Annotated in this window: 22 protein-coding genes and 1 tRNA gene; 17 read left to right on the top strand and 6 right to left on the bottom strand. The window is 67.2% G+C overall.

What is annotated here, in order from left to right:
* Window positions 1-217: 217 nt before the first annotated feature.
* The 13 genes from INE98_RS01420 to tgt all read left to right on the top strand — a co-directional run bounded on the left by INE98_RS01420 (window position 218) and on the right by tgt (window position 14,236).
* A complete protein-coding gene (locus INE98_RS01420; protein ID WP_293535987.1) occupies window positions 218-1,045 on the top strand; it encodes a flagellin in 828 nt (275 codons plus the stop codon).
* 112 nt (window positions 1,046-1,157) lie between these two features.
* Window positions 1,158-1,451 carry a flagellar protein FlaG gene (locus tag INE98_RS01415; protein ID WP_293535986.1) on the top strand — a complete coding sequence of 98 codons (294 nt, stop codon included), beginning with the start codon at window positions 1,158-1,160 and terminating at the stop codon, window positions 1,449-1,451.
* Window positions 1,452-1,629: 178 nt separating this feature from the next.
* The gene (locus INE98_RS01410; RefSeq protein ID WP_293535985.1) at window positions 1,630-2,463 is read left to right on the top strand and encodes a flagellin; all 834 of its coding nucleotides are present in this window, start codon (window positions 1,630-1,632) and stop codon (window positions 2,461-2,463) included.
* Window positions 2,464-2,548: 85 nt separating this feature from the next.
* Window positions 2,549-5,398 carry a hypothetical protein gene (locus tag INE98_RS01405; RefSeq protein ID WP_293535984.1) on the top strand — a complete coding sequence of 950 codons (2,850 nt, stop codon included), beginning with the start codon at window positions 2,549-2,551 and terminating at the stop codon, window positions 5,396-5,398.
* Window positions 5,399-5,440: 42 nt separating this feature from the next.
* Window positions 5,441-6,127, top strand: coding sequence for a hypothetical protein (locus INE98_RS01400; RefSeq protein ID WP_293535983.1), 687 nt, complete (start codon window positions 5,441-5,443; stop codon window positions 6,125-6,127).
* A 49-nt stretch (window positions 6,128-6,176) separates the two neighbouring features.
* On the top strand, window positions 6,177-6,578 hold the full coding sequence (locus tag INE98_RS01395) for a hypothetical protein (RefSeq protein WP_293535982.1): 402 nt from the start codon (window positions 6,177-6,179) through the stop codon (window positions 6,576-6,578).
* A 125-nt stretch (window positions 6,579-6,703) separates the two neighbouring features.
* Window positions 6,704-7,183, top strand: coding sequence for a single-stranded DNA-binding protein (gene ssb, locus INE98_RS01390; protein WP_293535981.1), 480 nt, complete (start codon window positions 6,704-6,706; stop codon window positions 7,181-7,183).
* 226 nt (window positions 7,184-7,409) lie between these two features.
* Complete coding sequence (gene gyrA, locus INE98_RS01385) at window positions 7,410-10,130, top strand: DNA gyrase subunit A (protein ID WP_293535980.1); 2,721 nt, start codon at window positions 7,410-7,412, stop codon at window positions 10,128-10,130.
* Window positions 10,131-10,222: 92 nt separating this feature from the next.
* Window positions 10,223-10,717 carry a pantetheine-phosphate adenylyltransferase gene (coaD, locus tag INE98_RS01380; protein WP_293535979.1) on the top strand — a complete coding sequence of 165 codons (495 nt, stop codon included), beginning with the start codon at window positions 10,223-10,225 and terminating at the stop codon, window positions 10,715-10,717.
* Window positions 10,714-11,571, top strand: a complete 858-nt coding sequence (locus tag INE98_RS01375) for a peptidylprolyl isomerase (RefSeq protein ID WP_293535978.1) — start codon at window positions 10,714-10,716, stop codon at window positions 11,569-11,571. The genes coaD and INE98_RS01375 overlap by 4 nt, the downstream gene beginning before the upstream one ends.
* Window positions 11,571-12,032 carry a peptidylprolyl isomerase gene (locus INE98_RS01370; RefSeq protein ID WP_293535977.1) on the top strand — a complete coding sequence of 154 codons (462 nt, stop codon included), beginning with the start codon at window positions 11,571-11,573 and terminating at the stop codon, window positions 12,030-12,032. The genes INE98_RS01375 and INE98_RS01370 overlap by 1 nt, the downstream gene beginning before the upstream one ends.
* A 42-nt stretch (window positions 12,033-12,074) precedes the next feature.
* Entirely contained in the window at window positions 12,075-13,121 is a 1,047-nt protein-coding gene (gene queA / locus INE98_RS01365; protein WP_293535976.1) for a tRNA preQ1(34) S-adenosylmethionine ribosyltransferase-isomerase QueA, read from the top strand.
* Window positions 13,118-14,236, top strand: coding sequence for a tRNA guanosine(34) transglycosylase Tgt (tgt, locus tag INE98_RS01360; RefSeq protein WP_293535975.1), 1,119 nt, complete (start codon window positions 13,118-13,120; stop codon window positions 14,234-14,236). Before queA ends, tgt begins: the two co-directional genes overlap by 4 nt.
* 173 nt (window positions 14,237-14,409) lie before the next feature.
* Here tgt and INE98_RS01355 read toward each other — a convergent pair whose 3' ends face one another.
* Window positions 14,410-14,955, bottom strand: a complete 546-nt coding sequence (locus INE98_RS01355) for a hypothetical protein (RefSeq protein ID WP_293535974.1) — start codon at window positions 14,953-14,955, stop codon at window positions 14,410-14,412.
* 116 nt (window positions 14,956-15,071) lie between these two features.
* Between INE98_RS01355 and INE98_RS01350 the strand changes: the two genes are divergently transcribed.
* Window positions 15,072-15,146, top strand: a tRNA-Lys gene (locus tag INE98_RS01350).
* Window positions 15,147-15,158: 12 nt separating this feature from the next.
* Here INE98_RS01350 and INE98_RS01345 read toward each other — a convergent pair.
* The 4 genes from INE98_RS01345 to INE98_RS01330 form a co-directional block, all read right to left on the bottom strand.
* Window positions 15,159-16,370 (bottom strand): acyl-CoA dehydrogenase family protein, encoded by a 1,212-nt coding sequence (locus INE98_RS01345; RefSeq protein ID WP_293535973.1) that lies wholly within the window; start codon window positions 16,368-16,370, stop codon window positions 15,159-15,161.
* Between the two features lie 72 nt (window positions 16,371-16,442).
* Window positions 16,443-17,660 carry a glycolate oxidase subunit GlcF gene (glcF, locus tag INE98_RS01340; RefSeq protein ID WP_293535972.1) on the bottom strand — a complete coding sequence of 406 codons (1,218 nt, stop codon included), beginning with the start codon at window positions 17,658-17,660 and terminating at the stop codon, window positions 16,443-16,445.
* Window positions 17,661-18,725: a glycolate oxidase subunit GlcE gene (glcE, locus tag INE98_RS01335; protein ID WP_293535971.1), complete on the bottom strand. Its 1,065-nt coding sequence runs from the start codon at window positions 18,723-18,725 to the stop codon at window positions 17,661-17,663.
* Window positions 18,703-20,202 (bottom strand): FAD-linked oxidase C-terminal domain-containing protein, encoded by a 1,500-nt coding sequence (locus tag INE98_RS01330; RefSeq protein WP_293535970.1) that lies wholly within the window; start codon window positions 20,200-20,202, stop codon window positions 18,703-18,705. The genes glcE and INE98_RS01330 overlap by 23 nt, the downstream gene beginning before the upstream one ends.
* An 85-nt stretch (window positions 20,203-20,287) precedes the next feature.
* On the opposite strand from INE98_RS01330, the gene INE98_RS01325 reads away from it, so the two are divergent.
* From INE98_RS01325 to INE98_RS01315, 3 genes are all read left to right on the top strand, one after another.
* Entirely contained in the window at window positions 20,288-21,058 is a 771-nt protein-coding gene (locus tag INE98_RS01325) for an SDR family NAD(P)-dependent oxidoreductase (protein ID WP_293535969.1), read from the top strand.
* Between the two features lie 86 nt (window positions 21,059-21,144).
* Window positions 21,145-21,720 (top strand): hypothetical protein, encoded by a 576-nt coding sequence (locus INE98_RS01320; protein WP_293535968.1) that lies wholly within the window; start codon window positions 21,145-21,147, stop codon window positions 21,718-21,720.
* A 20-nt stretch (window positions 21,721-21,740) separates the two neighbouring features.
* Entirely contained in the window at window positions 21,741-22,478 is a 738-nt protein-coding gene (locus INE98_RS01315; RefSeq protein ID WP_293535967.1) for a dienelactone hydrolase family protein, read from the top strand.
* A 169-nt stretch (window positions 22,479-22,647) separates the two neighbouring features.
* Here INE98_RS01315 and INE98_RS01310 read toward each other — a convergent pair whose 3' ends face one another.
* Entirely contained in the window at window positions 22,648-23,862 is a 1,215-nt protein-coding gene (locus INE98_RS01310; RefSeq protein ID WP_293535998.1) for a cytochrome P450, read from the bottom strand.
* Between the last annotated feature and the right edge of the window lie 33 nt (window positions 23,863-23,895).

Here is a 23,895-nt window from a genome sequence, read left to right as displayed (position 1 = left end):
AGAATTGCCTGGCGGGCCCGGCAAAACTTGCCTCATGAGCGGCAATTTCTGCCGATCAAGACATGATGAACAGGAAATAAATTCATATTTTTCCATTAGTTAGTCAGATTGGGTAGTTTCTGCCCGCTGGCCCGAAGCTTGCAACTCTGTAATCGGAGCAAAACGCTCCCCGCCCTCAGAATGAGCGGCTGGACATCGAGAAAAAGAGGCCAGCAGAATGACTGCAAGCATCAATACCAATGTCGCGGCAATGCTCGCGACGCAGAACCTGAGCCGTACTCAGGAACAACTCCAGATGAGCCGAACCGCTATCGCCACCGGCTTGAAGGTTTCGTCGGCGAAAGACAACGGCGCCATTTTCGCCATTGCGAACAACGAACGCGCCACGGGCAGCGCCCTGAACGCGGTCCGCGAGTCCCTCCAGCGGGGCCAGTCGGTTGCGGACGTTTCCATCGCCGCTGGCGAGACGATCTCTGATCTTCTCAGCCAGATGAAGGAAAAAGCGCTCGCCGCTTCAGACGCCCAGCTCAGCTCGACATCACGGGCGGCGATGAACGCAGACTTCCAGTCGCTTCGGAATCAGATCACCAACGCCACTAAAAACACCAAGTTCAATGGCGCCAGTCTGATCAGTGCCTCCGCCGCGAACGTCACCGCCCTGGCCGATGAAACCGGGTCGAATCTGATCACGGTGCAAGCCCAGAGGCTCAACCTGAGCGGTTCAAACGTGACGGTGACCACGAGCACCGAGGTCAATACGGTCACCAATGCAAAGAACGCTCTCTCTCTGGTGAACGCTTCGATCGAGAACGTCTCTCTCGCCCTCGCGAAGCTGGGCACGGGTTCCAAGGCGCTCAACACGCACCTGAACTTCGTGAACAAGCTGCAGGATGCGATCGAGGCCGGTGTCGGCAATATCGTGGACGCGGACCTGGCGAAGGAAAGCGCAAAGCTTCAGGCTCTCCAGACCAAGGAGCAGTTGGGCTTCCAGGCGCTGTCGATCGCCAACCAGGGTCCCGGAAACCTGCTGAGTCTCTTCCGATAACTGACGGGCCGCCCGTCGCCTCGGCGGCGGGCGGCGGCTCCGGGATGGCGCCTGGCGTTGTCCCGGAGACCGTCGTCTTTCCGATGCCTCAGGTACATCGGAGACAAGGGCCATGGAAAACAAGATCAATCCGATTCCTCCGCCCCAGGAGCTCCCGGCTGGTCAGCCCCCGCAGCAGGCGGCTGAACGCAAGGAGACCGGACAGGAGGCCTCGATCCCGAAATTCCAGCCGTCGCCCGACTCGGACCTGCGTCTCGTCATCGAGCCGTCAGAGGGGTCTTACGTCTACAAGACGATAGACCGGAGAACGGGTGAGGTGGTCTGGCAGTATCCGATGGAGGAAGTCCTGAGGATGCGCAGCCAGGAAACCTATTCGGCAGGGGTGATCATCAGCACGACGGCCTGACTCAGTTCACGCCGCCGTCTCCGCTCTTATTCCGCTCCGGGTCGCCGGCAGCGGTTCTCGGCGTTTCTGCATTAACCTTTTAAAAACCATGATTCAGCGATACTCAGGCATCTAGAAGGTGTCTGGCTTCGCGACTCTGTGTCGCCGCCGGAGTGGCTCAATTGCCAAGGAGAGCGCGATGTCGCTGTCGATACAAACCAACAAGGCGGCGATGATCGCCTTGCAGAATTTGAACTCGACCACCGGGAGCCTCCAGGACACCCAGAGCAAAATCGGCACCGGTCTGCGCATCTCCAGCGCCAAGGATAACTCTGCCATCTGGGCCATCGCCCAGGATCAACGGGCGGACCTCGGAGGGCTCGCCGCTGTCAAGATGGGGTTGGACCGGGCCCAGTCGATCGGCGAGACCGCCTTGACGGCCGGGAAATCCATCTCGGAACTTCTCGTCCAAATGAAGGAGAAGGTCGTCGCGGCGCAGGACCAGTCGCTGACCTCGATTTCCCGACAGGCCCTCAATGCCGACTTCACCCAACTCCTGAAGCAGATAACCCAGGTGGTCCGGGACTCCGCCTTCGATGGCGCCAAGCTTCTGGATAACTCTCTTCCTGGAGGCATGGGCTTCCTCGCGGACGCCAACGGTTCGAGCACCATCACGATTTCCAACCAGGACATGCGACTCGGTCAGTCGATCATCACCTTGTCGGCGGCCGCGTCGATCTTGACTCTGACAAATGCGCGGACCTCGCTCAGCCGCCTCAACGCTTCCATCGAAAATGTGAGCCTGGCCCTCGCGGAGATGGGGGCCCAGGTCAAGCAACTCGAGAACCACAACACCTTTGTCGGCAAGCTGAGCGATTCCGTCGAGGCGGGTGTCGGCAACCTTGTTGACGCCGATCTCGCGAGGGAGAGCGCGCGGCTGCAGGCCCTGAACGTCCAGCAACAGCTCGGCGCTCAGGCGCTGTCGATCGCCAACCAGTCCCCGCAGATTATTCTCTCCCTCTTCAGGAACTGACGGCTTGAGGAGACGTTAATCCTTTCAGCCTAGCATGAATCTTGCTGGCGGCTCTGGTCGAAGGACTGCCGTTGTCGAGATCCCCATGCGCAACGTCTCTTTGTCGAATCTGTCTCTCCTGCTGTCCTCGGCGCAGGGGTCGCGCGGGGGTTTTGCGCAGCCGTCTGGGCTGTCTGCTGACCTTCTAGGTTCAAACTCGGCCGGAATCGCGGGCGGTTCGCCCCTGACGCGCAGGCTCTATGCGCCCACCGCGCCCTGGTCGATCACCGCCCAGCGTAACCCCGCCAACGATGCCGAACTTCTCTCCAAGGCGGCTAAGGATGTCATCAGCGGCGCCAAGGTCATTGACGAGGACGCCGCCAAGCTCGACTTGCCGAACGCCAGCAGCGACTACAGGAAACTCTTCGCCCTCTATAACGGCCTGAACACCCTTTCCCAGCTGGTGGAGAACGCCAAGGCGAAGCCGACCTCGGCCGCCAGCACCGCACAGTTGCAGACAGCGTTCCGTCGCGGCGTCGACGAGCTCGTGGACTATGTCGAGAAGACGCGCTTCGAGCGGTTGCGGCTTGCCCTCGGGGAGGTCAACGGCTCGGTCCGGGCGTCCTCCGCCGGGCGTCCGGCTTCAAGCGCCTACCAGACGCCGCCGCTGGTCGCCACAAACTCGGCAGGCGTCAGCGAGGCCCTGAAGGGCGTCGTGAAGTTCAACATGTCCATCACCCGGATCGGCGTGACCAAGGATATCGAGATCGACTATTCCACTGTCCCGGAGTCCGAGCGGACACTTCCGAACTTCGTCAACTTCGTGAACGCCAAGCTCCAGGAAGAGGGGCTGACGACCCGGTTCGAGACCCGCAGGATACCTGGCCAGGAGCGCTCGACGACCGTCGGGGGCAGGACGATCTCCCTGGGCAAGACGCCGGATACCTGGGCTCTGAACCTCAAGCTCGATACCGCCGAGGCCGTGACCCTGACCCCCGCGACGACAGTCCCGGCGATCTACCTCGCGCAGAAGGCGGGAAATCCGGATCCCGACGGCAAGCCGGCGACCAAGGACGGCGTCCTGACCAACCAGCTTCTCAAGTTCCAGACCGGGACCGAGAACCTGACGCCTCCCAATGTCCTGAACTCTTCCGAAAGCCTGGCGGCCGGGCAGGTCTGGTCCCGGACGATTGATCCGGCCCTGACATCCGTCCGGTCGATGGAGACTCTTGCCGACGGCTCCGTCCTCGTGCTGGCGGACGTCACGGGCGAGTTGAGCGGCGTGAAGACCCGCGGCGATCGCGACGTCGTGCTCCAGAAGTTCGATTCGGCGGGAAAGCTGCTGTTCTCCCGGGACCTGGGGGCCTCCGACGAGGCCTTCGGCATGTCCATGTCCGTCGCCAGCGATGGGCGTATCGCCATAGCCGGCAGGGTCAAGGGCGCGCTCGAGGGGGCCGGAACCGGTGCGATCAATGACAGCCGGGGGGCGACGACCGACAGCTTTGTCACAGTCTTCAACGCTGCCGGCGAAGAGATCTGGACACAGAGGCGCGGCTCGCGGGGCGACGACGAGGCCACCCACCTCGCCTGGGGCGCGGACGGCAAGCTGTACGTCGCCGGCAACACCTCGACCGGACGGGGGAATCTGGACGGACTTGGCCAGTCCGACGTCTTCCTCGAGACCTATGCGACGGACGCCAACAACAAGGTGACCTACACGGCCTCGGCGGTCACCGGCGGCGCCGAGCGTGATACCGCGAAGGGGGTCTTCGTCAACGGCAACGATCTCTACCTCGCCGGCAATGAGGGCGGGTTCGCCGTGATCCGGCGTTTCGACCTCTCCGGCGGCGCTCCGGTTCTGGCGGAGACCCGCAACCTTGGAAGCCTCCGCGGCGGCGACATCACCGGGCTCGGGATGGCCAACGGGCGCGTGATCGTGACCGGCAACACCTGGGCGGGAGACCTGAACGCCGGGAATGTGACCAAGGCCTTCTCCGGCGGTCAGGACGGCTTCATCGTCCGTCTTTCCGCCAGCCTGCAGCCCACGGGACAGGATCGCGTCACCTATTTCGGCGGCGAGGGCGAGGACGCCATCACCGGCGTTGCGATCAAGGACGATCGCGTCTTCATCACCGGGACCAGCAAGGCGGCGATCCCCGACCTGAACAAGATCGGAACCGTGGACGGCTTCGTCGCGGAAATCGACCCCGCGAATGGCGATTCACCCTGGTCCCGCCGGTTCAGCGGCAAGGACGGCCATGTAGCTCCTTCCGCCATCGCCGTGGATACGGGCGGCGCAAGCGTGCTCGACCGCCTTGGCCTGCCCACCGGCCAGCTGAACGCCGCGGACTCCATCCGGCTCGACGCGGTCAGCTCCATTCGTACGGGTGACCAGCTCAAGATCCGTGCGCGCCTGAACGGGCCGACGACCACCATCACGGTCCAGGAGGGCGACACCCTCACGACGCTCGCGGATCGCATGAAACGGGCGTTTGGCGCGCAGGCCGATGTCCGGGTCATGACGGTCGACGGCGGCCGGCGGCTACAGGTCAAGCCCGCCACCCAGCGGAATGTGATCGAGCTTGTCGCCGGGCCGCCGGGCAAGGACGCCCTGCAAGGGCTGGGCCTGCCGGAGGGGGTGCTCCGTAACACGAACATCGCAAGGGGCGGCGCAATCATTCCCGGCGACGGGGGCTCGCCGGTCTACGGCCTGAAGCTGAACCGCCAGATCAACCTCCAGGACACAGTCGAGATCAACCATGCGGCGGCGGAACTCGCAGGCGCCATCAATGTGATCCGCTCGACCTACCGGACCCTCAGGGACGCCGCCACGCCTGAAGCCGTAAAGAGGGCGGAGTCGGCTCAGGCTGCTGGCCAGTCCACCATCCCCACGCAGCTGCGGAGGCAGATCGCCAACTACCAGGAGGCGCTTTCAAGGCTGACGGGCTTCAGCTGACCGCGCCTTGCATCCGATGTCCCCAGCCTCTAGCGATGGGACATGGAACCGTCGAAGGAACCGCGATCCGGTCGACCCATCCTGATCGGCGCCGCCGTCGCCCTGGCCGCTGGCCTGGCCTCGGCGGTCGCGCTCCTTGTTCTGGGTCGTCCGGGAAGCGGCCCGCCTCCCGCCTCCGAAGGCGGCCTCGTGGTCGAGGCGGGTCCCCGCGGTGACGCGCGTCTGGCGCCTGGCGCGCGCCTGCGGTGTTACGTCGACGGTCAGCTCGTCGGGGAACTCACCCTGGAGGCCTGCGCCCGCCTGAATGGCGTTGCGTCCGGGGCCCTCGATGTGGGGATCGATTCCACAGGGGCCATGGGCGCCGGATCCGGGGCCCTGTCCCCCTTGCCCTCCGGGGATGCGCCTGCGCCCGTCGAGGTTCTCAGTCCTGCAGGCTCCGCCGAACCCAAGGCGGCGCCCGCCTCCGCTTCGGCGGCGGCGGCGGCATGCTGGCGGCACACCGGCGCGGACTGGCGACGCCTCCCGGGAGAGATGTCCCAGCTGGCCTGCGTCAAGGCGCTCTTTGACGGGCGGTGCGAGCCCGCCGGCTCGGCCTCCTACGGGCGCTGGGGCGTCCAGACACTTCGCCTCGTAACCAGCCGAGTGGAGGTCTCAAATGACAACAGGACCTTCAGGCCGCTCCTCGAGCAGAGCCCCAACTGCAGCTTCGCCCCGGCCGGCGGGGGCTGACCGAAAAGCGGGCTCGCGCTGCATGCCTCGCGGCTGTACAGTCCACCCCATGCGAACGCCGCGCCGCAAGCTGAACTGGACCCTGCCGGCTCTTGTCGCCGGGTTGGCCCTGTCGGCCTGCGCCCAGAGTATCGAGCCCCCCGGCGATCCGGGGGTCTGCTACCATGTCCAGCCCACTTCTGACGGCCTGAAGTACAACCGCCTGCCGTCGCTGCAGCCCGATCTGGAGAGCTGCGCCGCCGCGCTCGAAGCCATGAGGGTGCGGTTCCTGAGTATGGGCGGCAATCAGAGGGACATCGCAGGCGCCTACCAGGGAAGCTTCCTCTTCCTTGTGCCAGCGGGCATCTACACCTCCACCTCCTGGGAAGGAAACCAGTTCCTCGCGCTGGTCCGCTCCGGAGACGGACGGCTGGTGGTTCCCGGCGCCATGCCCATGCCGCCCAGGCCCTAGATTCCCCTGTGGACGAAGCGGGTGAACGAGAACAGGACGTGAACATTTGCATTGCGAAAGCCATCTCTCTCGGCTAGCGTCCGCCAGGGTCCAGACCCGCATCTACGGAAGCTGAGGAGAGTCACATGGCGGGCAGCGTCAACAAGGTCATTCTGGTCGGGAATCTCGGGGCGGATCCTGAGGTCAGGAGCCTGGGTTCCGGCGACCGGGTGGCCAACCTCCGGGTCGCGACTTCGGAGACCTGGCGGGACCGTTCGACCGGCGAGCGCAAGGAAAAGACGGAGTGGCACCGGGTCGTCATCTTCAATGAGAACCTCGTCAAGGTGGCCGAGAACTATCTGCGCAAGGGCTCGAAGGTTTACATTGAAGGCTCCCTCCAGACCCGGAAATGGACGGACCAGTCCGGGCAGGAGAAGTTCTCGACCGAGGTCGTCCTGCAAAAGTTCCGGGGTGAGCTGACAATGCTGGACGGCCGGGGCGACGATGGCGGCGGCCGGGATGGCGGCGGAGACTATGGCGGCGGCTTCCAGTCGGGTCCGCGGTCCAAGTCGGGCGGCCCGCAGGAGGATTTCTCGGCGGACCTCGACGACGAGATTCCCTTCTAGGCCCAGCCGGCGAGGGCGTTGGGGCCGGGCGAAGTCCGGCCTGCGCGGGCGTCAGGGGAGGGACCGGTATGCATCCTCGACGGGATGCCGATCACGGGGCCCCGGTTGGCCCTCCTTCCCAGAAATGGTAAAGAAATTCAGGCGATTTCCTGCCTGATTCTAAGGGCCAGTCCCCCCGTTGAGCACCACCGGTTCCCCCCCGTCCGAGGATGGACGCGCCTCCGGCGTGGCGCCGATCACGATCGAGGACGAGCTTCGTCGCTCCTATCTCGACTACGCGATGAGCGTGATCGTCAGCCGCGCCCTTCCGGACGTCCGTGACGGCCTGAAGCCGGTTCACCGCCGGATTCTGTTCTCCATGAATGACCTGGGCATGAGCCCGGATCGGCCCTACTCCAAGTCGGCCCGTGTGGTCGGCGACGTCCTGGCGCGCCTGCACCCCCATGGCGACCAGTCCGTCTATGACGCTCTGGTGCGCATGGCTCAGCCCTTCTCGATGGGGCTCCTTCTGGTCGACGGCCAGGGCAACTTCGGTTCGGTGGACGGCGATCCGCCCGCCCAGATGCGCTACACCGAGTGCCGGATGACCAAGGCGGCCACCGCCCTTCTCGCCGATCTCGACCTCGACACCGTCGACTTCAAGGACAATTACGACGGCAAGGAGAAGGAGCCCGTAGTCCTGCCGTCGCGGATCCCGAACCTCCTGGTCAACGGGGCCGGGGGAATCGCCGTGGGCATGGCGACCAACATCCCGCCGCACAACCTTGGCGAGATCATCGACGCCGCCCTCGCCCTTGTGGAACGGCCGGACATTCCCCTCGATGAACTCCTCGACATCGTCCCGGGGCCGGACTTCCCGACCGGCGGCGAGATCATGGGGCGCTCGGCGTCCCGAACCGCCCTGATGACCGGCCGGGGGTCTGTGGTCATGCGAGGGACGGCCGCCATCGAGCAGGTCCGCAAGGAACGCGAGGCCATCATCATCACCGCCATTCCCTACCAGGTGAACAAGGCGGTCCTGGTCGAGCGGATCGCCGAGCTGGTCCGCGAGAAGCGGATCGAGGGGATTGCCGACCTTCGGGACGAATCCGACCGCCAGGGCATGCGCGTCGTCGTCGAGCTCAAGCGCGATGCCTCGGCCGAAGTTGTGCTGAACCAGCTCTATCGCTTTACGCCCCTGCAAACCTCCTTCGGCGTCAACATGCTGGCCCTCAACCGGGGCCGGCCGGAGCTGATGGGCCTGCGCGAGATGCTCCGGGCCTTCGTCGACTTCCGCGAGGAGGTCGTCGTGCGCCGTACGCGGCATGAGCTGTCCCGCTCCCGGGACCGGGGCCACGTTCTCGTCGGCCTCGCCATCGCCGTGGCCAATATCGACGACTTCATCCAGATCATCCGGTCCTCCAAGGATCCTGCGGAGGCCCGCGAGCGTCTCGTCGCCCGCGACTGGCCGGCGGGCGACATGTTGCCCCTGGTCGAGCTCATCGCCGACCCGCGCACCCTGGTGGTGGACGAAAACCAGATCCGTCTGACGGATGACCAGGCCCGGGCCATCCTGGCCCTGACCCTCTCTCGCCTGACCGGGCTTGGCCGGGATGAGATCTTCGAGGAGGCGGGCGAACTGACGGGGGGGATTTCCCGCCTTCTCGCCATACTGGAGTCCCGGGACCTGCTCATGAGCATCGTCCGGGACGAACTGGTTCAGGTGAAGACAGACTTCGCCATTCCCCGTCGCACGCAGATTGTCGATGGCGGCGGCGATCTCGAGGATGAGGACCTGATCGCCCGCGAGGAGATGGTGATCACGGTCACCCATGGCGGTTACGTCAAGCGGACACCCCTGGTCACCTACCGCACCCAGCACCGGGGCGGGCGGGGTCGTTCGGGCATGGCGACCAAGGACGAGGACGCCGTCACCCGGGTCTTCTCGGCTTCGACCCATACGCCGATGCTGTTCTTCTCCTCCGGGGGCAAGGTCTACAGGCTCAAGGTCTGGCGGCTTCCCGTCGGTGCGCCCACGGCGCGTGGCAAGGCCTTCGTCAATCTCTTCCCGATCGAGCCGGGCGAGACCATGACCTCCATCGTCGCCCTGCCGGAGGACGAGGCGGAGTGGGCCGGGTTCGACGTCATGTTCGCGACGCGATCCGGCCATGTGAGGCGTAACCGGCTGTCCGACTTCGCGCAGATCAACCGCAACGGCAAGATCGCCATGAAGCTGGACGAGGGCGACTCCATCGTCGGCGTCGCGCTCTGCCGGGCGGAGGAGAACGACATTCTCCTGACCACGGCCCTGGGTCGATGCATCCGTTTCGCCGTGGACGACGTCCGTGTCTTTGCGGGCCGCGACTCCACCGGCGTGCGGGGCATCCGGCTCGCCGAGGGCGACGAGGTCATTTCCATGGCGATCCTGCGCACCGTCCCGGCCTCGGCCGAGGAGCGTGCCGCCTACATCCGCCACGCCAACGCCATGCGCCGCGCCGCCTCCGGCGAGACCGGGGAAGGCGAGGAGGTCCAGGTCGTCGACGAGGACCCCGAGGACGAGGCGGTCACAGGCCTTGCCCCCATCAGTCCGGAGCGCATCGCCGAGCTCGGTGCGGCGGAAGAGCAGATCCTCACCGTCTCGACAGAAGGCTTCGGCAAGCGGTCCTCAGCCTATGAATTCCGTCGCACCGGCCGGGGCGGGCAGGGTCTCCTGGCCCAGGATCTGTCCCGCCGGGGCGGCAGGCTGGCCGCCTCCTTCCCGGTGGAGGAGCATGACGAGATTCTGCTGGTGACCGATCAGGGCCAGCTGATCCGGACGCCGGTCGCGCAGATCCGGGTTGTCGGTCGCAACAGTCAGGGCGTCATCATCTTCCGGACCACCGAAGAGGAGCGCGTTGTCTCGGTCGAACGGCTTGCCGATCCGGGGGGCGGCGAGGACGAGGCGCCGGAGGCGGAAACCGGGAACTGATCATCGCCGGAGCAGAGCGGCGGGAGTTTTCTCTTGCCAGACCCCGTCAACCCGGCGAAAGGCGAAGTCGCGTTTAAGTTGGGGGAACCTCGATGGCGAAGCGTGTGGGGCTTTATCCGGGGACTTTCGATCCGATCCATAACGGCCATACCGACATCATCGGCCGCGCCGTGAAGCTCGTCGATCGTCTGGTTCTCGGTGTCGCCATCAATACCGGCAAGGGCCCGATGTTCACTCTCGAGGAACGGGTCGCCATCGTCGAGGCGGAAGCGGCGGCCCTGGCCGGCGGCGCCGAGATCGTCGTTCAGCCGTTCGAGGGCCTGACCATGCACTTTGCGCGGGAGGTTGGGGCGAATGTCATTGTCCGTGGCCTGCGCGCCGTGGCCGACTTTGAGTTCGAGTTCCAGATGACCGCCATGAACCAGCAGTTGGACCGCGAGATCGAGACGGTCTTCCTGATGGCGGATCCTCGTCATCAGGCCATCGCCTCCAAGCTGGTGAAGGAGATCGTCACCCTGGGAGGCGACGTCACCAAGTTCGTCAGCCCCCGGGTAAAGGAAGCCCTGCTGGCCAAGGTGGGACGTTGAAGTCCGCTGTCAGAACCGGCGTCGCCGCATGCCTCGTCCTTGCCCTGGCGACGTCGTCCCAGGCGGCTGCTGCGCCGTCGTCGCCCGCCCCGCCCGTTGGCTCAGACTTCCGTTCGCCGGATCCCCAGGACGTTCTGGTCATCGACACGAACAAGGGACGCATCCTGCTTGAGCTCGTGCCGCTCGCTGCGCCGGCCCATGTCGTGCGGGTGAGGGATCTGGCGCGCCAGGGTTTCTACAATGGACGGAGTTTCTTCCGGGTCATTGACCAGTTCATGGCTCAGACCGGGGATCCCAGGGACAATGGTACGGGCGGCAGCGACCTGCCGGACCTTGCGGCCGAGTTCACCTTCCGGAGAGGAATGGACACGCCCTTTGTCCGCGTGGCGGACCAGGCGGTGGCTGAGATCGGTTTCATCGGCCCCCTGCCGGTGATGACCCAGAGCTCCCAACTCATGCCGATGACGGCGGACGGCCGGATCTCGGGATGGGCCCTCTTCTGCCCCGGTGTTGCGGGCATGGCCCGGGGTGGCGCGCCCGATAGCGCCAACAGCCAGTTCTTCCTCATGCGCCAGGCCTATCCTTCCCTGGAGAAGCGATACACCGCCTTTGGGCGGGTCATCTCAGGCCTCGACGTCGTGCGGGTGATCAAGACTGGCGAGCCTGTGGATCCGCCACAGGACACCATGACAAAGGTCCAGGTTCTGGCCGACATGCCGCCCGGCTCGCGCCCCAAGGTGCGCGTCATCGATCCCCGCAGTCCCTGGTTCGCCGCCGAGGTGGCCCGTGTCAGGGCGGGTCTAGGCGCAGATTTCACGGCCTGCGCCATCAGCATTCCCTCGGAGGTGAAGTAATGGAACCCGAAGACATCCTTCTGCTCGATACAGAGACTGGCCGGGTCACCATCCAGCTCCGTCCCGACCTGGCGCCCCAGCATGTCGCCCGCATCAAGGAACTGGCGCGGGAGGGCTTCTACGACGGTGTCCTCTTCCATCGCGTCATCCCCGGCTTCATGGCGCAGGGTGGCTGTCCCCACGGAACCGGAATGGGCGGCTCTTCCAAGCCCAACCTGCCGGCCGAGTTTTCCCGTGAGCCCCATGTCCGCGGCGTCTGCTCCATGGCTCGGACCAACAACCCGAACTCGGCCAACAGCCAGTTCTTCATCTGCTTCGACGACGCCACCTTCCTCGACGGCCAGTACACGGTGTGGGGCGTGGTGACCGAGGGGATGGAGCACATCGACGCCCTGCCCAAGGGCGAGCCGCCTCGCGCCCCGGGCAGGATTGTCTCGATGAAGGTGGCTGCGGACGCCTGACCGCTTGACGCGCGGGGATCGCCGCAGGCATCAGCCCCGTCCATGCAGCTCTCGGATTTCGACTTCGAGCTTCCCGAAGACCGCATCGCCCTGCGGCCTGCGGAGCCACGCGACTCCGCCCGGTTGCTCCAGGTCCGGCCGGGCGGCGTCCTCTCCGACCATCAGGTCCGGGACCTTCCGTCCCTGCTGCGCCGGGGCGATGTCCTCGTGGTCAACGAGACCCGGGTGATTCCGGCCCGGTTGAAGGGGCGCAGACTCAGGCAAGGGTCGGACATCGCCGTGGAGGCCACCCTCCACCAGCGGGTGTCGGACGCGACCTGGCGGGCCTTCATGAGGCCCGGAAAGAAGGTCGCCCCCGGGGATGAGCTCCGCTTCAGCGATCTGTCCGCCGTGGTCGTCGAGAAGGGCGAGGCCGGGGAGTTCACCCTCGACTTCGCTGTCTCGGGTCCAGACCTTGACGCCGCCATCGCCCGGGTCGGTGAAATGCCCCTGCCGCCCTACATCGCCTCGAAGCGACGGCAGGACGATCGCGACCGCAGCGACTACCAGACCGTCTATGCTCGCCAGGAAGGCTCGGTCGCCGCGCCCACGGCCGGACTGCACTTCACCCCCGAACTCCTCGAACGCCTCGCGGCGGAGGGCGTCGGCCTCGCCCGGGTGACCCTGCATGTCGGAGCCGGCACCTTCCTGCCGGTGAAGACCGAGGACGTCAGCCAGCATCGCATGCACGCCGAGTGGGGGGAGATCACGCCCCAGGCCGCTGACCAGATCAACGCCGCCCGGACGGCAGGCGGAAGGGTGGTGTGCGTCGGCACCACCTCCCTGCGACTTCTTGAGAGCGCTGCAGGTGAGGACGGCCGACTTGAAACCTGGACCGGCGAAACCGACATCTTCATCACGCCGGGGCGACGTTTCCGGGTCACGGACGCCCTGATGACCAATTTCCATCTGCCAAAGTCGACCCTCTTCATGCTGGTCAGCGCCCTCGCCGGGCTGCAGGAGATGCGGGCCGCCTATGCGCACGCCGTTGCATCGGGTTACCGCTTCTACTCCTACGGCGACGCCAGCCTGCTCTGGAGGGCAGAGTGAGCGCCCCGGCCTTCGATATCGCCGCAACCGACGGCGCCGCCCGGACGGGAGTCCTGCGGACCAGGCGGGGGGATATCCGCACCCCGGCCTTCATGCCGGTGGGCACTGCGGCGACCGTCAAGGCTCTGACGGTCGACCAGGTCCGCGCCACCGGCGCCGACATCATCCTGGGGAATACCTATCACCTGATGCTTCGCCCGGGACCGGAGCGCCTGGAGCGGCTTGGCGGGCTTCACCGTTTTATGCGCTGGGAAGGCCCGATCCTGACCGACTCCGGCGGCTTCCAGGTCATGTCCCTCGCCGGCATCTCGAAGGTGAAGGAAGAGGCCGTGACCTTTCGCAGTCATATCGATGGCTCGCGGCACGTCCTGACCCCGGAACGCTCCATCGAGATCCAGGCGAACCGCCTGGGCGCCGACATCGTGATGCAGCTGGACCAGTGCGTCTCCTGGCCGGCGGAGGAGCCCGCCGCCGCCGCCGCCATGCGCCTTTCAGACCGCTGGGGCCGCCGCTCCAAGACCGCCTTCGGCGAGAGGGAGGGACAGGCCCTGTTCGGGATCCAGCAGGGATCGACCTTCGAACATCTGCGCCGGGAGTCCTCGGATCGCCTCGTCGAAGCGGGCTTTGACGGCTACGCTATCGGCGGCCTCGCGGTGGGGGAGGGCCATGAAGCCATGTGCAGGGTGCTCGACTATGCACCCGGCTTCCTGCCTGCAGACCGGCCCCGCTATCTGATGGGAGTCGGCAAGCCGGTAGACCTTGTGGAGGCGGTCGCCCGCGGTGTCGACATGTTCGATTGCGTCCTGCCAACCCGCTCCGGCCGCCATGGACAAGCCTGGACCTGGGCTGGCCCCGTCAACCTGAAGAACGCCAGGTTCGCCGAGGACGACACGCCTCTTGACCCGACCATCGAGTGTCCGGCCTCACGGGATTACACGAAGGCCTATCTCCATCATCTCGTAAAATCAGAGGAAATCCTCGGTCAGGTCATGTTGTCCTGGCACAATATCGCCTTCTATCAGGCCCTGATGGGGGCCATGCGCGCAGCGATTGCAGAGGGGCGGTTCGGCGCCTTCCGGAAGGATTTCCACGCCCGGCTCCAGCCGGGGTCCTAGCCCACCACCGCGCATTCCGCAGACAACTCCTCCGAAAGCGGAGCCTCTCATCCCATCCAACGCCTGTCCTTCCGCGGCGGTGAACAGGGGCGAAAGCCCCGGGACGTAGGGCGCCGGCAGCGCCCGGACTCCAGTGCGCTTTCTGGCTGCGGGCGCCAGGGCGTCGCGTCCGCCTAGCGCCTTGATCCCGACTTCTTGCGTATCGGTGCGGCGGGAGCGGCGCACTTCAGCTGTTCCCCAAGGCCCTTGAGGTAAGCCCTTCTGGCCTCGCCGGCGTTGATCGCCGCCTGTACACGCCGTTCGTGCTCTGCGGCGCCGGACAGTCGCCGCACCCATCCCCTGAAAGGGATCGCACTGGACGCGAAGTCTGCAATGGCGTCGAGGGCGGCCTCCCCGCCTCTTTCCCCCAGGCCTGTCTCGTCGATGACCAGTTCATCGAGGTCCGGACCCAGGGCCCCGTTAAGCGGCAGGATCAACGCCGAGATTCTGGCGCAGGTCATGGGTTCCGGCCGCGCATAGGGCGCGCGGGCTGCATCCTGGAGCACCGTGGGAATGGCCTCCCGCACCAGATTGACGTCGCGCAGGGGAGAAGCGAGGGCTGTCCCCAACCCGTCCTGGGTCACCTGCACGCCGTCCTCGACCTCCCCTCGGACAGGAGCGGTCATGGTCGCGCACCCGGACAATGTCACCGCAAGCAGGACTGGCAGAAGGAGCTTCATGGCAAAGACTCTGGCGCCATCCGGCGCCCCTGACCAGACTTTCCGATGGCCTTGCCCCGACATCGCCCCCGCCCTATGGTCCGCGCCGCTTCGACCGGCGCTCCCGCGCCGCGCGAGGGCCGGTAGCTCAGTGGTAGAGCATCCGACTTTTAATCGGATGGTCCTGGGTTCGAGTCCCAGCCGGCCTACCAACCTTCACGCCTTCAGTAGGTGTGGCTGCTCGGGTCAGGCAGGCCCAGGATCCGCTTCGAGATGATGTTGTTCTGCACCTCGGAGGAGCCCCCGGCGATGGTGCTGGACTTGATCCGCAGGTAGATGCGCCCGGCCTCCCGCTCCTCGTCGGTGAAGTCCTCGCCCGACCAGCCCGAGCCTGACAGACCCATTGCCTCGATCATCATCTCGCAGTGGTCGGTCATGATGCGGGAGTTGGCGTTTTTCATGATCGAGGTCGCCGCCGAGGGGCCATTGGCGCTGCGCGCCTCCAGGGCGACCCGGCGCAGGGTCAGGGCGTAGGCTCGGGCGTCCATGTCGTGGACGGCGAGGCGGGTGCGGAAGTCGGCATCCGACAGCCGGCCGTCTTCCTCCTGACCAAAGTACCGGCGGGCCACGTCCCTGAGGTGGCCGGTGTCGAAGCGGGGCCGTCCGTCGCCGCCGCCCGATAGTCCGTTGCGCTCGTGCTGGAGCAGGCGCTTGCCCACCGTCCAGCCGCCGTTCAGCGGGCCGACGAGGTTTTCCTTGGGCACCTTCACGTCGGTGAAGAAGGTCTCGCAGAAGGGCGAGGAGCCCGAGATCAGCAGGATCGGGCGGGTCTCGACTCCGGGAGTGCGCATGTCGATCAGGACGAAGGAGATGCCCTCGTGTTTGCGGCTGACGTCGGTGCGCACCAGGCAGAAGCACCAATCGGCGTACTGGGCGCCCGAGGTCCAGATCTTCTGGCCGTTGACCAGGAAGTGGTCGCCCCTGTCTTCGGCCCGGGTCTGCAGGGAGGCCAGGTCCGACCCGGCGCCGGGCTCCGAGTAACCCTGGCACCAGCGCAGTTCCCCACGGACGATCGGGGGGATGTGCCTCTGCTTCTGGTCCTCGGTCCCGAATTCCAGGAGGGTCGGCCCGAACATCATGACCCCCATGCCGCCGATGGGGTTCCAGGCCCCGATGCGGGACATCTCCTCGCGCAGGATGCGCGCGTCCGCCGCCGAGAGGCCGCCGCCGCCATAGGTTGCCGGCCAGGTGGGAACGCCCCAGCCCTTCTCTCCCATACGGGTCTTCCAAATCGCGTAGTCACCCTCAACAGGCACAGGCGCTTCGGAGGCGGCGATGTCATGGCGGTTTTTCAGGGAAGGCGGAAAGCTGGCCTCAAGCCAGTCACGGGCCTCGGCCCGGAAGGCCACGTTGTCCTGGGCGCCGAAGTCGGCCATCGCGAGATCCTCCCGTCGCGGCGGCTTCGGGGCCGCCTTGGTGGACCATGAGACGTCCGCCGCAGCGAGCTGTCAACGCGCCCGGGGCAGGACGTCCTCCACCGCCTCCAGCCAATGCTTCAGGGGAGCGGGGGCGCCGGCCGACAGGTGCATCCAGCAGCCGATGTTGGCCGTATAGACTGCGGCGGGTTCGCCGGCGTGGAGGGCTTCCAGCCGGGCGTCACGCAGGCGCCCGGCCATCTCGGGATTCAGCAGGGACCAGGCGCCCGCCGAGCCGCAGCAGAGGTGGCTGTCCGCCACCGGCTGGGGATCATAGCCCAGCCGCCGGAGAAGGGCGGGAATACGCCCCGCCAGCTTCAGGCCGTGCTGGAGGGAGCAGGGTTCGTGGACGGCGATCCGCGGTTGGGCGGGACGCGCGGCGGCTGCGAGGGGCAGGGTCTCCAGGACTTCCACCGGGTCGCGCACCAGGGCCGCCAGCCGACGGGCCCGGTCGAGGTAGGCCGGGTCGTCCCTCAGGAGATCCGGGTAGTCATGGAGGTAGGTCCCGCACCCCGATGAGGTCACGAGCACCGCCTCGGCGCCGTCCTCCAGGTGGGGGGCCCAGGCGTCCAGGTTGCGTCGCGCCAGCGTCCGGGCCTGGTCCCGGGCGTCGAGGTGGCCGGGGACGGCGCCGCAGCAGCCCGCCTGGGGCGCCTCCACCAGGGTGATCCCGAACTGGTCGAGGATCCGGGCGGCGACGGCATTGAAGTGGGGGGCGGCCCCCGACTGGACGCAACCGGTCAGCAGGACCATCCGCCGCTGATGGCGGACGGGGGGGCGTGCGGCTGGCCCGGGAGGGGGCGGGACCTTGTCCTTCAGGGCTCCGGGCAGGAGCGGGCGCAGGGCGCGGCCCAGGCCGGACAGCATGCCGAAGACCGGCGACAGGGCCAGGGCGCGGATCGCCGCCCGCTGCAGTCGTCCGGTGGCGGGGCGGGGCGCGGCCTCCAGGACGGCGGCCTGGCCGACCTCGAAGAGGCGATGGTACTGGACGCCGGACGGGCAGGTGGTCTCGCAGGCGCGGCAGCCCAGGCAGGCGTCCAGGGCCTCGCGGGTCAGCTCCGTGACCGGCTCGCCCTCCAGCGCCTGCTTCATCAGGTAGATGCGGCCCCGGGGCCCCATCAGCTCCTCGCCGGTCAGCTGGTAGGTCGGGCAGGTGGCGTTGCACATGCCGCAGTGGACGCAGGCCCGCAGGGCGGTCTCGGCGATCTCGCGGGCCTCTCCGGCGAGGGTGTCGGGCAGGCGGGTGCGCATTCAGATCTCCGCGTACATCCGGCCGGGGTTCAGGAGGCCGTCAGGATCCAGCGCCGCCTTGACCCTTTGGTGCAGGGCGAGAAGCCCCGGCGACAGGGGCTGGAAGGCGGGGCCCGCCGCCCCCCGGATTCGCTCGATATGCCCGCCGAGGGCCGCCGCCTGCGCCCAGGCCTCGGGCGGAGGCGCCTCCGCCACGAGCCATCGGACGCCGCCGCCCTGGTCCCAGGGCAGGCTGGCGAAGTCTCCGGACGGGCCAGTCCGGGGCAGGGCGATCCGCCATAGCCCCCCTGGCCCCGCAAGAACCGGATGGGTCAGGTCCCGGATGGCGTCCCAAGCCGCCGGGTCCGCCGCCTCGCCGCCGATCCGGGCGACGGCGGCGTCCACGCCCGCGCGACCGCCGGACAGGCGCAGGTGCAGCCGGCGACCATCGTGGAAGGCGCCCGACAGGGGCAGGGGCCGGCGCATCAGGTCCGCCAGCATCGCCAGGGCCTCCGCGGAGGGCGTCTCCAGGACTCTCGCCGCCTCCACTGCGGGGCGTGGGACGACCCTCAGGGAGATATCCAGCAGGACGCCGAGGGTGCCGTGGGCCCCGGCCATCAGGCGGAAGGCGTCGAACCCGGCTACATTCTTGAAAACGGTCCCGCCGAACCGCAGGATCTCTCCGCGCCCGTCCAGGATCCGGGCCCCCAGGACGAAGTCGCGCAAGGCGCCGGTAAAGGGCCGCCGGGGGCCGGGCAGGCCCGTCGCCACCGCCCCGCCGAGGGTCCCGCCCGGGCCTAGGCGTGGCGGCTCGAAAGCCAGCATCTGGCCGTTCTCCGCCAGAAGGGCCTCGATCTCCGAAAGAGGCGTGCCCGCCCGTGCTGTCAGGACCAGCTCGGCGGGATCGTAGTCGACCACTCCCCGGTGTCCCGTCATTTCAAGAGGGGTCGCAGAGACGGGTTGTCCCATTCCGGCGTGGGTCCCGCCTCCGCGGATCTCCAGCGGACGACGGTCCGCCGCCGCCCCCCGCACCGCCTCGGCCAGGGCCGCCGTCAGGTCGGCGTCAGAACCGTTCGAGGTGGGCAAAGGGAAGGGCTCCGTTGTGCACGTGCATGCCGCCGTACTCGGCGCAGCGGGCGAGGGTGGGGATGGCCTTGCCGGGATTGAGCAGGCCGGCGGGGTCAAAGGCGGCCTTCAGGGCGTGAAAGGCGTTGACCTCGGCCGGGCTGAACTGGACGCACATCTGGTTGATCTTCTCCCGGCCAACGCCGTGCTCGCCGGTGATGGAGCCGCCCACAGAGACGCAGAGCTCCAGGATGGCGCCGCCCAGGGCTTCGGCCTTTTCGAGGTCGCCCTCCAGGTTGGCGTCGTAGAGGATCAGGGGGTGCAGGTTGCCGTCACCCGCGTGGAAGACATTGGCCACCCCAAGGCCATGGACCTCCGCCAACCGGCCCATCTCGGCCAGGACGAAGGGCAGGGCCTTCCGGGGAATGGTGCCGTCAATGCAGTAGTAGTCGGGAGCGAGGCGTCCCATGGCCGGGAAGGCGCCCTTGCGGCCCGCCCAGAAGCGTCGGCGCTCGGCCTCGTCCCGGGCGATGCGCACCTCGGTGGCGCCGGAGTCCCGCAGGAGGCCTGAGACCCGCTCGATTTCCTCGGCGACATCCTCGGCCTGGCCGTCGATCTCGCAGAGCAGGATGGCCGCGGCGTCGCGGGGGTAGCCGGCCTTCGCAAAGTCCTCCGCCGCCCGCAGGGCCGGGCCGTCCATCATCTCCAGGCCCGCCGGCACCACCCCCGCCGCCATGATGGCCGCCACCGCCCCGGCGGCCCGCCCGACATCGTCAAAGGCGGCGAGGATCAATCGGGTGGTCTCGGGCAGGGGCTGGAGGCGCAAAAGCACTTCGGTGACCACCCCCAGGAGTCCTTCCGACCCCGTGAAGAGGGCCATGAGGTCGTAGCCGGCGGCATCGCTCGCCGGACCGCCCAGGGTCAGAATCTCGCCATCCAGGGTCACCACCTGTGCGGAGAGGATATTGTGCACTGTCAGGCCGTACTTGAGGCAGTGCACGCCGCCCGCATTCTCCGCGACATTGCCGCCGATGGAGCAGGCCAGCTGGGATGAAGGGTCCGGGGCGTAGAACAGGCCATGGGGCGCCGCCGCCTCCGAGACCGCGAGGTTGCGGACCCCCGGCTGCACCCGGGCGGTCATGGCGACCGGGTCGATCCCGAGGATGCGGGAGAACTTGGACAGGACCAGAAGGACGCCGCCGGGGAAGGGCAGGGCGCCGCCGGACAGGCCGGTGCCCGCGCCCCGGGCGACCACCGGAACGCCAAGGTCCCGGCAGGCCCTGAGAACGGCAGCCACCTGCTCCACGGTCTCCGGCAGGGCTACGGCGGCGGGCAGGGCCCGGTAGGCGGGAAGGCCGTCGCTCTCGTAGGGACGCAACGCCTCCAACCGGGTCAGGAAACCTCCGGCCGGGAGAAGGGGTTCCAACCGGGCCCGCAGGACGGCCGGGTCCACGGCGGGAAAATCGGCGTCAAGTCGCGGGTCAAACTGGTCGAGCATCTCGGCTTTCCGGGGCGGCCGGTTTACATAGCGCCTGAACCGGGCTGCGCCACAAGGAATGCGCGCGCCTTTGAGGGAGAGCGACATGGATCTGGGACTCAAGGGCAAGACCGCCATCGTCACGGGCGCGACCCGCGGCATCGGCCGGGCGATCGCCGATCTTTTCGCCGAGGAGGGGGTCAACGTGGCCATCTGCGCCCGCAAGCCGGATGAGGTGGCCGCGGCGGTCGCAGACCTCCAGGCCCGGGGGGTCAGGGCCTTTGGCCAAGCCGTGGACATCGCCGACGGCGCCGCGCTCCAGGCCTTCGTGAAGGCCTCGGCCGAAGCGCTTGGCGGTGTCGATATCCTGGTCTCCAACGCCAGCGCCCTGGTGCAGGGCGCCCGGCCCGAGGACTGGAAGGCCATGTTCGAGGTGGACATCCTCGGCGCGGTGAACGCCCTGGACGCCGCCCGCCCCTTCCTGGAGGCCTCGGCCCAGAAGACCGGCGACGCCGCCGTGGTGCTGATCTCGTCCGTCTCGGCCGCCGAGGCGGCTGCGCCATCCGCCTACGGGGCGATGAAGGCGGCCCAGATCCACTTCGCCAAGGGCGTGGCGAGGGAGGGCGCACCCAAGGGCCTGCGCTGCAATGTGGTCTCGCCGGGTACGGTCTTCTTCGAGGGCGGCGTCTGGGGCAACGTCAAGGCGGCGATGCCGGCCTTCTTCGAGCAGATGCTCAAGCGCAATCCCACCGGACGCATGGCGACGCCGGAAGAAATTGCATCGGCGACCGTCTTCCTTTGCAGCCCGCGATCGGCCTTTACGACCGGAATAAACCTGGTGGTCGACGGCGGAATCTCCCAGCGAGCGAACTTCTAAGGTTTCCCGGGCTTTTCGCTTGTGTCTCCTGCGACTTGCTCGCAGGTTTTCACCGACGATTCCGCAGGCGAGGCCCGGAGGACGGAGTGTTTGACTATCTCGAGGTCAGCGTCGGGCGGGAAGGTGATGCGGTCACGCAGACGGTCGCCCGGCTCCGGGCGACCCCGACACCGCCTCTCGCGGTGTTTGCGCCTTCGCTGGGCTTTCCCTCGAACGTCGTGCTCGCCCTCTTTCCCCTGCTAGAAGGCGAAGCCGCCTTGGCCGCCACGCGGGTCGAGGGCTCTGTCTCCACCCTCCGGACCCGGCTGACGCCAACCGCCCGTCCGGCGGAAGGGGCCCAACCTCAGGCCGGCGGGGTCTACGTCCATAACTGGTTCAACATTGACGCCGGCACGGTCAACGCGTTCGTCTCCCTGTCGGTGGAGGCCTGGCCCGACTTCGAGGCCCGCTTCGAGGCCCGCATCTTCGGCCTCTTCCTGGCCGAAGAGACGGAGATCGACCGCAGCCAGGGCGCCCGCCGGTTGCTGCTGATGACCCGCTACAGGGACCTGGGCGAATGGCAGGCCAGCCGGGATCCGACCTCCGAGGCGATGAAGATCTTCGCCCGCCGCCGGGAACTGACGCGGGTCTCCCTGGCGCGGTCCTGCCTCCTGATTCTCTGACACCCGCCATGGAGCCCTGAATGATCGAGCGGCAGACAGACATCGTTACCCGTGACGGGGCGACCACCACCTTCATCGTCCATCCGGAGCGCGGCGGCCCGCACCCGGTGATCCTCTTCTTCATGGATGCGCCGGCCATTCGCGAGGAACTGCGCGACATGGCGCGGCGGCTGGCCTCCGGCGGCTACTACGTGCTCCTTCCCAACCTCTACTACCGGGCGGGCGTGATGGAACTTGGCCCGATCCCGCCGGATCCCGACCATCCGGCCCGCAAGCATATGTTCCAGCTTATGGACAGCCTGAACATCGACCTGGTCATGTCCGACGCCGAGGGGCTCCTGGCCTTTGCCGGGGCCGATCCGGCCGCCGATGTCAGCCGGGTCGGCGCCGTTGGCTACTGCATGAGCGGTCGCTACGCGATCAGCCTCGCCGCCCGGCATCCCGAACGCGTCTTCGCCGCCGCCTCGGTCTACGGCACCCACCTGGTCACCGAGGCGGAGGACAGCCCGCACCGTACGTCCCGCCTGGCCCGGGCCGAGTTGTATTTCGCCTGCGCCGAGGAAGATGTCTGGGCGCCGCCCGAGACGGTCGACGCACTCTCGGAGGCGCTGAAGGCCGATCGGGTGGACGCCGAGGTGGAGACCTATCCGGGTACGAAGCATGGTTTTGCCTTCCCGCAGCGCCCCGTCTACGACAAGGCGGCGGCCGAGCGTCATTGGGAGCGTCTCAACAGTCTCTTCCGTCGCAAACTGGGCTGAACGCCGCGCCGAGGGAGAACTGAAGCGCCTTTGACCCCCTCAGCCGGCTTCGCCGACAGCTCCCCCTTGGGGGAGCAATTGCTGTATCATTCCTCCCCACCAGGGGGAGGTGGACCGCGCAGCGGGCCGGAGGGGGTCTGCTGAGGGGCTGTTGACCTTCAGCCTGATCCTAGAGCCTGCGAGGGATCACCACCTGCATGGACTCGTAGCCTTTGACGAAGGTCGAGAAGACCCGCTTGGGCTCGGAGACCACGACGATCTCGGGGAAGCGCTTCAGGACTTCTTCCCAGATCACCCGCAGCTGGAGCTCGGCCAGGCGGTTGCCCACGCAGCGGTGGATGCCGAAGCCGAAGGACAGGTGCTGGCGGGGCCGTGGACGGTCGATGATGTAGGCGTCGGGGTTCTCGATGACCTCGTCGTCCCGGTTGCCGGAGACGTACCACATGACGACCTTGTCGCCCTTGCGGATCTGCTTGCCGCCCAGCTCGTAGTCGGCCAGGGCGCGCCGGCGCATGTGGGCCAGGGGAGTCTGCCAGCGGATGGTCTCGGAGACCATGGAGGGGATCAGTTCGGGGTTGGCGCGCAACTTGGCGTACTGGTCGGGGTTCTTGTTCAGGGCGTAGACCGACCCGGTGATGGTGTTCCGGGTGGTGTCGTTGCCGCCGACGGTCAGCAGGACCACGTTGCCGAAGTACTCCCGCGGGCTCATGTCCCGGGTGGCCTCGCCATGGGCCAGCATGGAGATGAGGTCGCCGGTCGGCTCGGCGTTGACCCTCTGGTTCCACAGCTCGGTGAAATAGGCGTGGTACTCCAAGAAGATCTGCATCTTCTGCTCGATTGTGTCGATCAGCCCGTGCCCGGGCACCGCCGTCACCACGTCGGACCAGTAGGTGAGCTTGCGCCGGTCCGACTGGTCCATGCCGAAGAGGGTGGCGAGGGTCATGGCGGTCAGTTCCATCGAGACCTTGTCGACCCAGTCGAAGGTCTCGCCGATGGGCAGGCTGTCGAGGATCTTTCCGGCCCTCTCGCGGATCAGGGGCTCAAGCAGGGCGAGGTTGGTCGGGGAGACCGCCGGGGTCACCGTCTTGCGCTGGATATCGTGCTTGGGCGGGTCCATGGCGATGAACATGGGCAGTGGACCCTCGCCGCCGACCTGCTCGAAGATCGTGATGCCGCCCTCGGAAGAGAAAACCTGATGGTTGGTGTCCACCGCCATGATGTCGTTGTACTTGGTCACCGACCAGTAGGGGCCGTAGTCGCTGTCCGGCGTGAAGTGGACCGGGCTCTCCTTCCGGAGGCGCTCGAAATAGGGCCACATCACGTCGTTCCGGAAGAGGTCAGGCTGTGCCGGGCTGAAGGTGGAAAGGTCAACCGCCTGGGCCAGGGCGCGGTGTTCGGCCGCGAGATCGGAAGAGCG

This window comes from Phenylobacterium sp., from assembly GCF_020253645.1.
In the GTDB taxonomy this organism is placed as follows: domain Bacteria; phylum Pseudomonadota; class Alphaproteobacteria; order Caulobacterales; family Caulobacteraceae; genus Phenylobacterium.
This window is presented reverse-complemented; position numbering and strand designations above follow the sequence as displayed.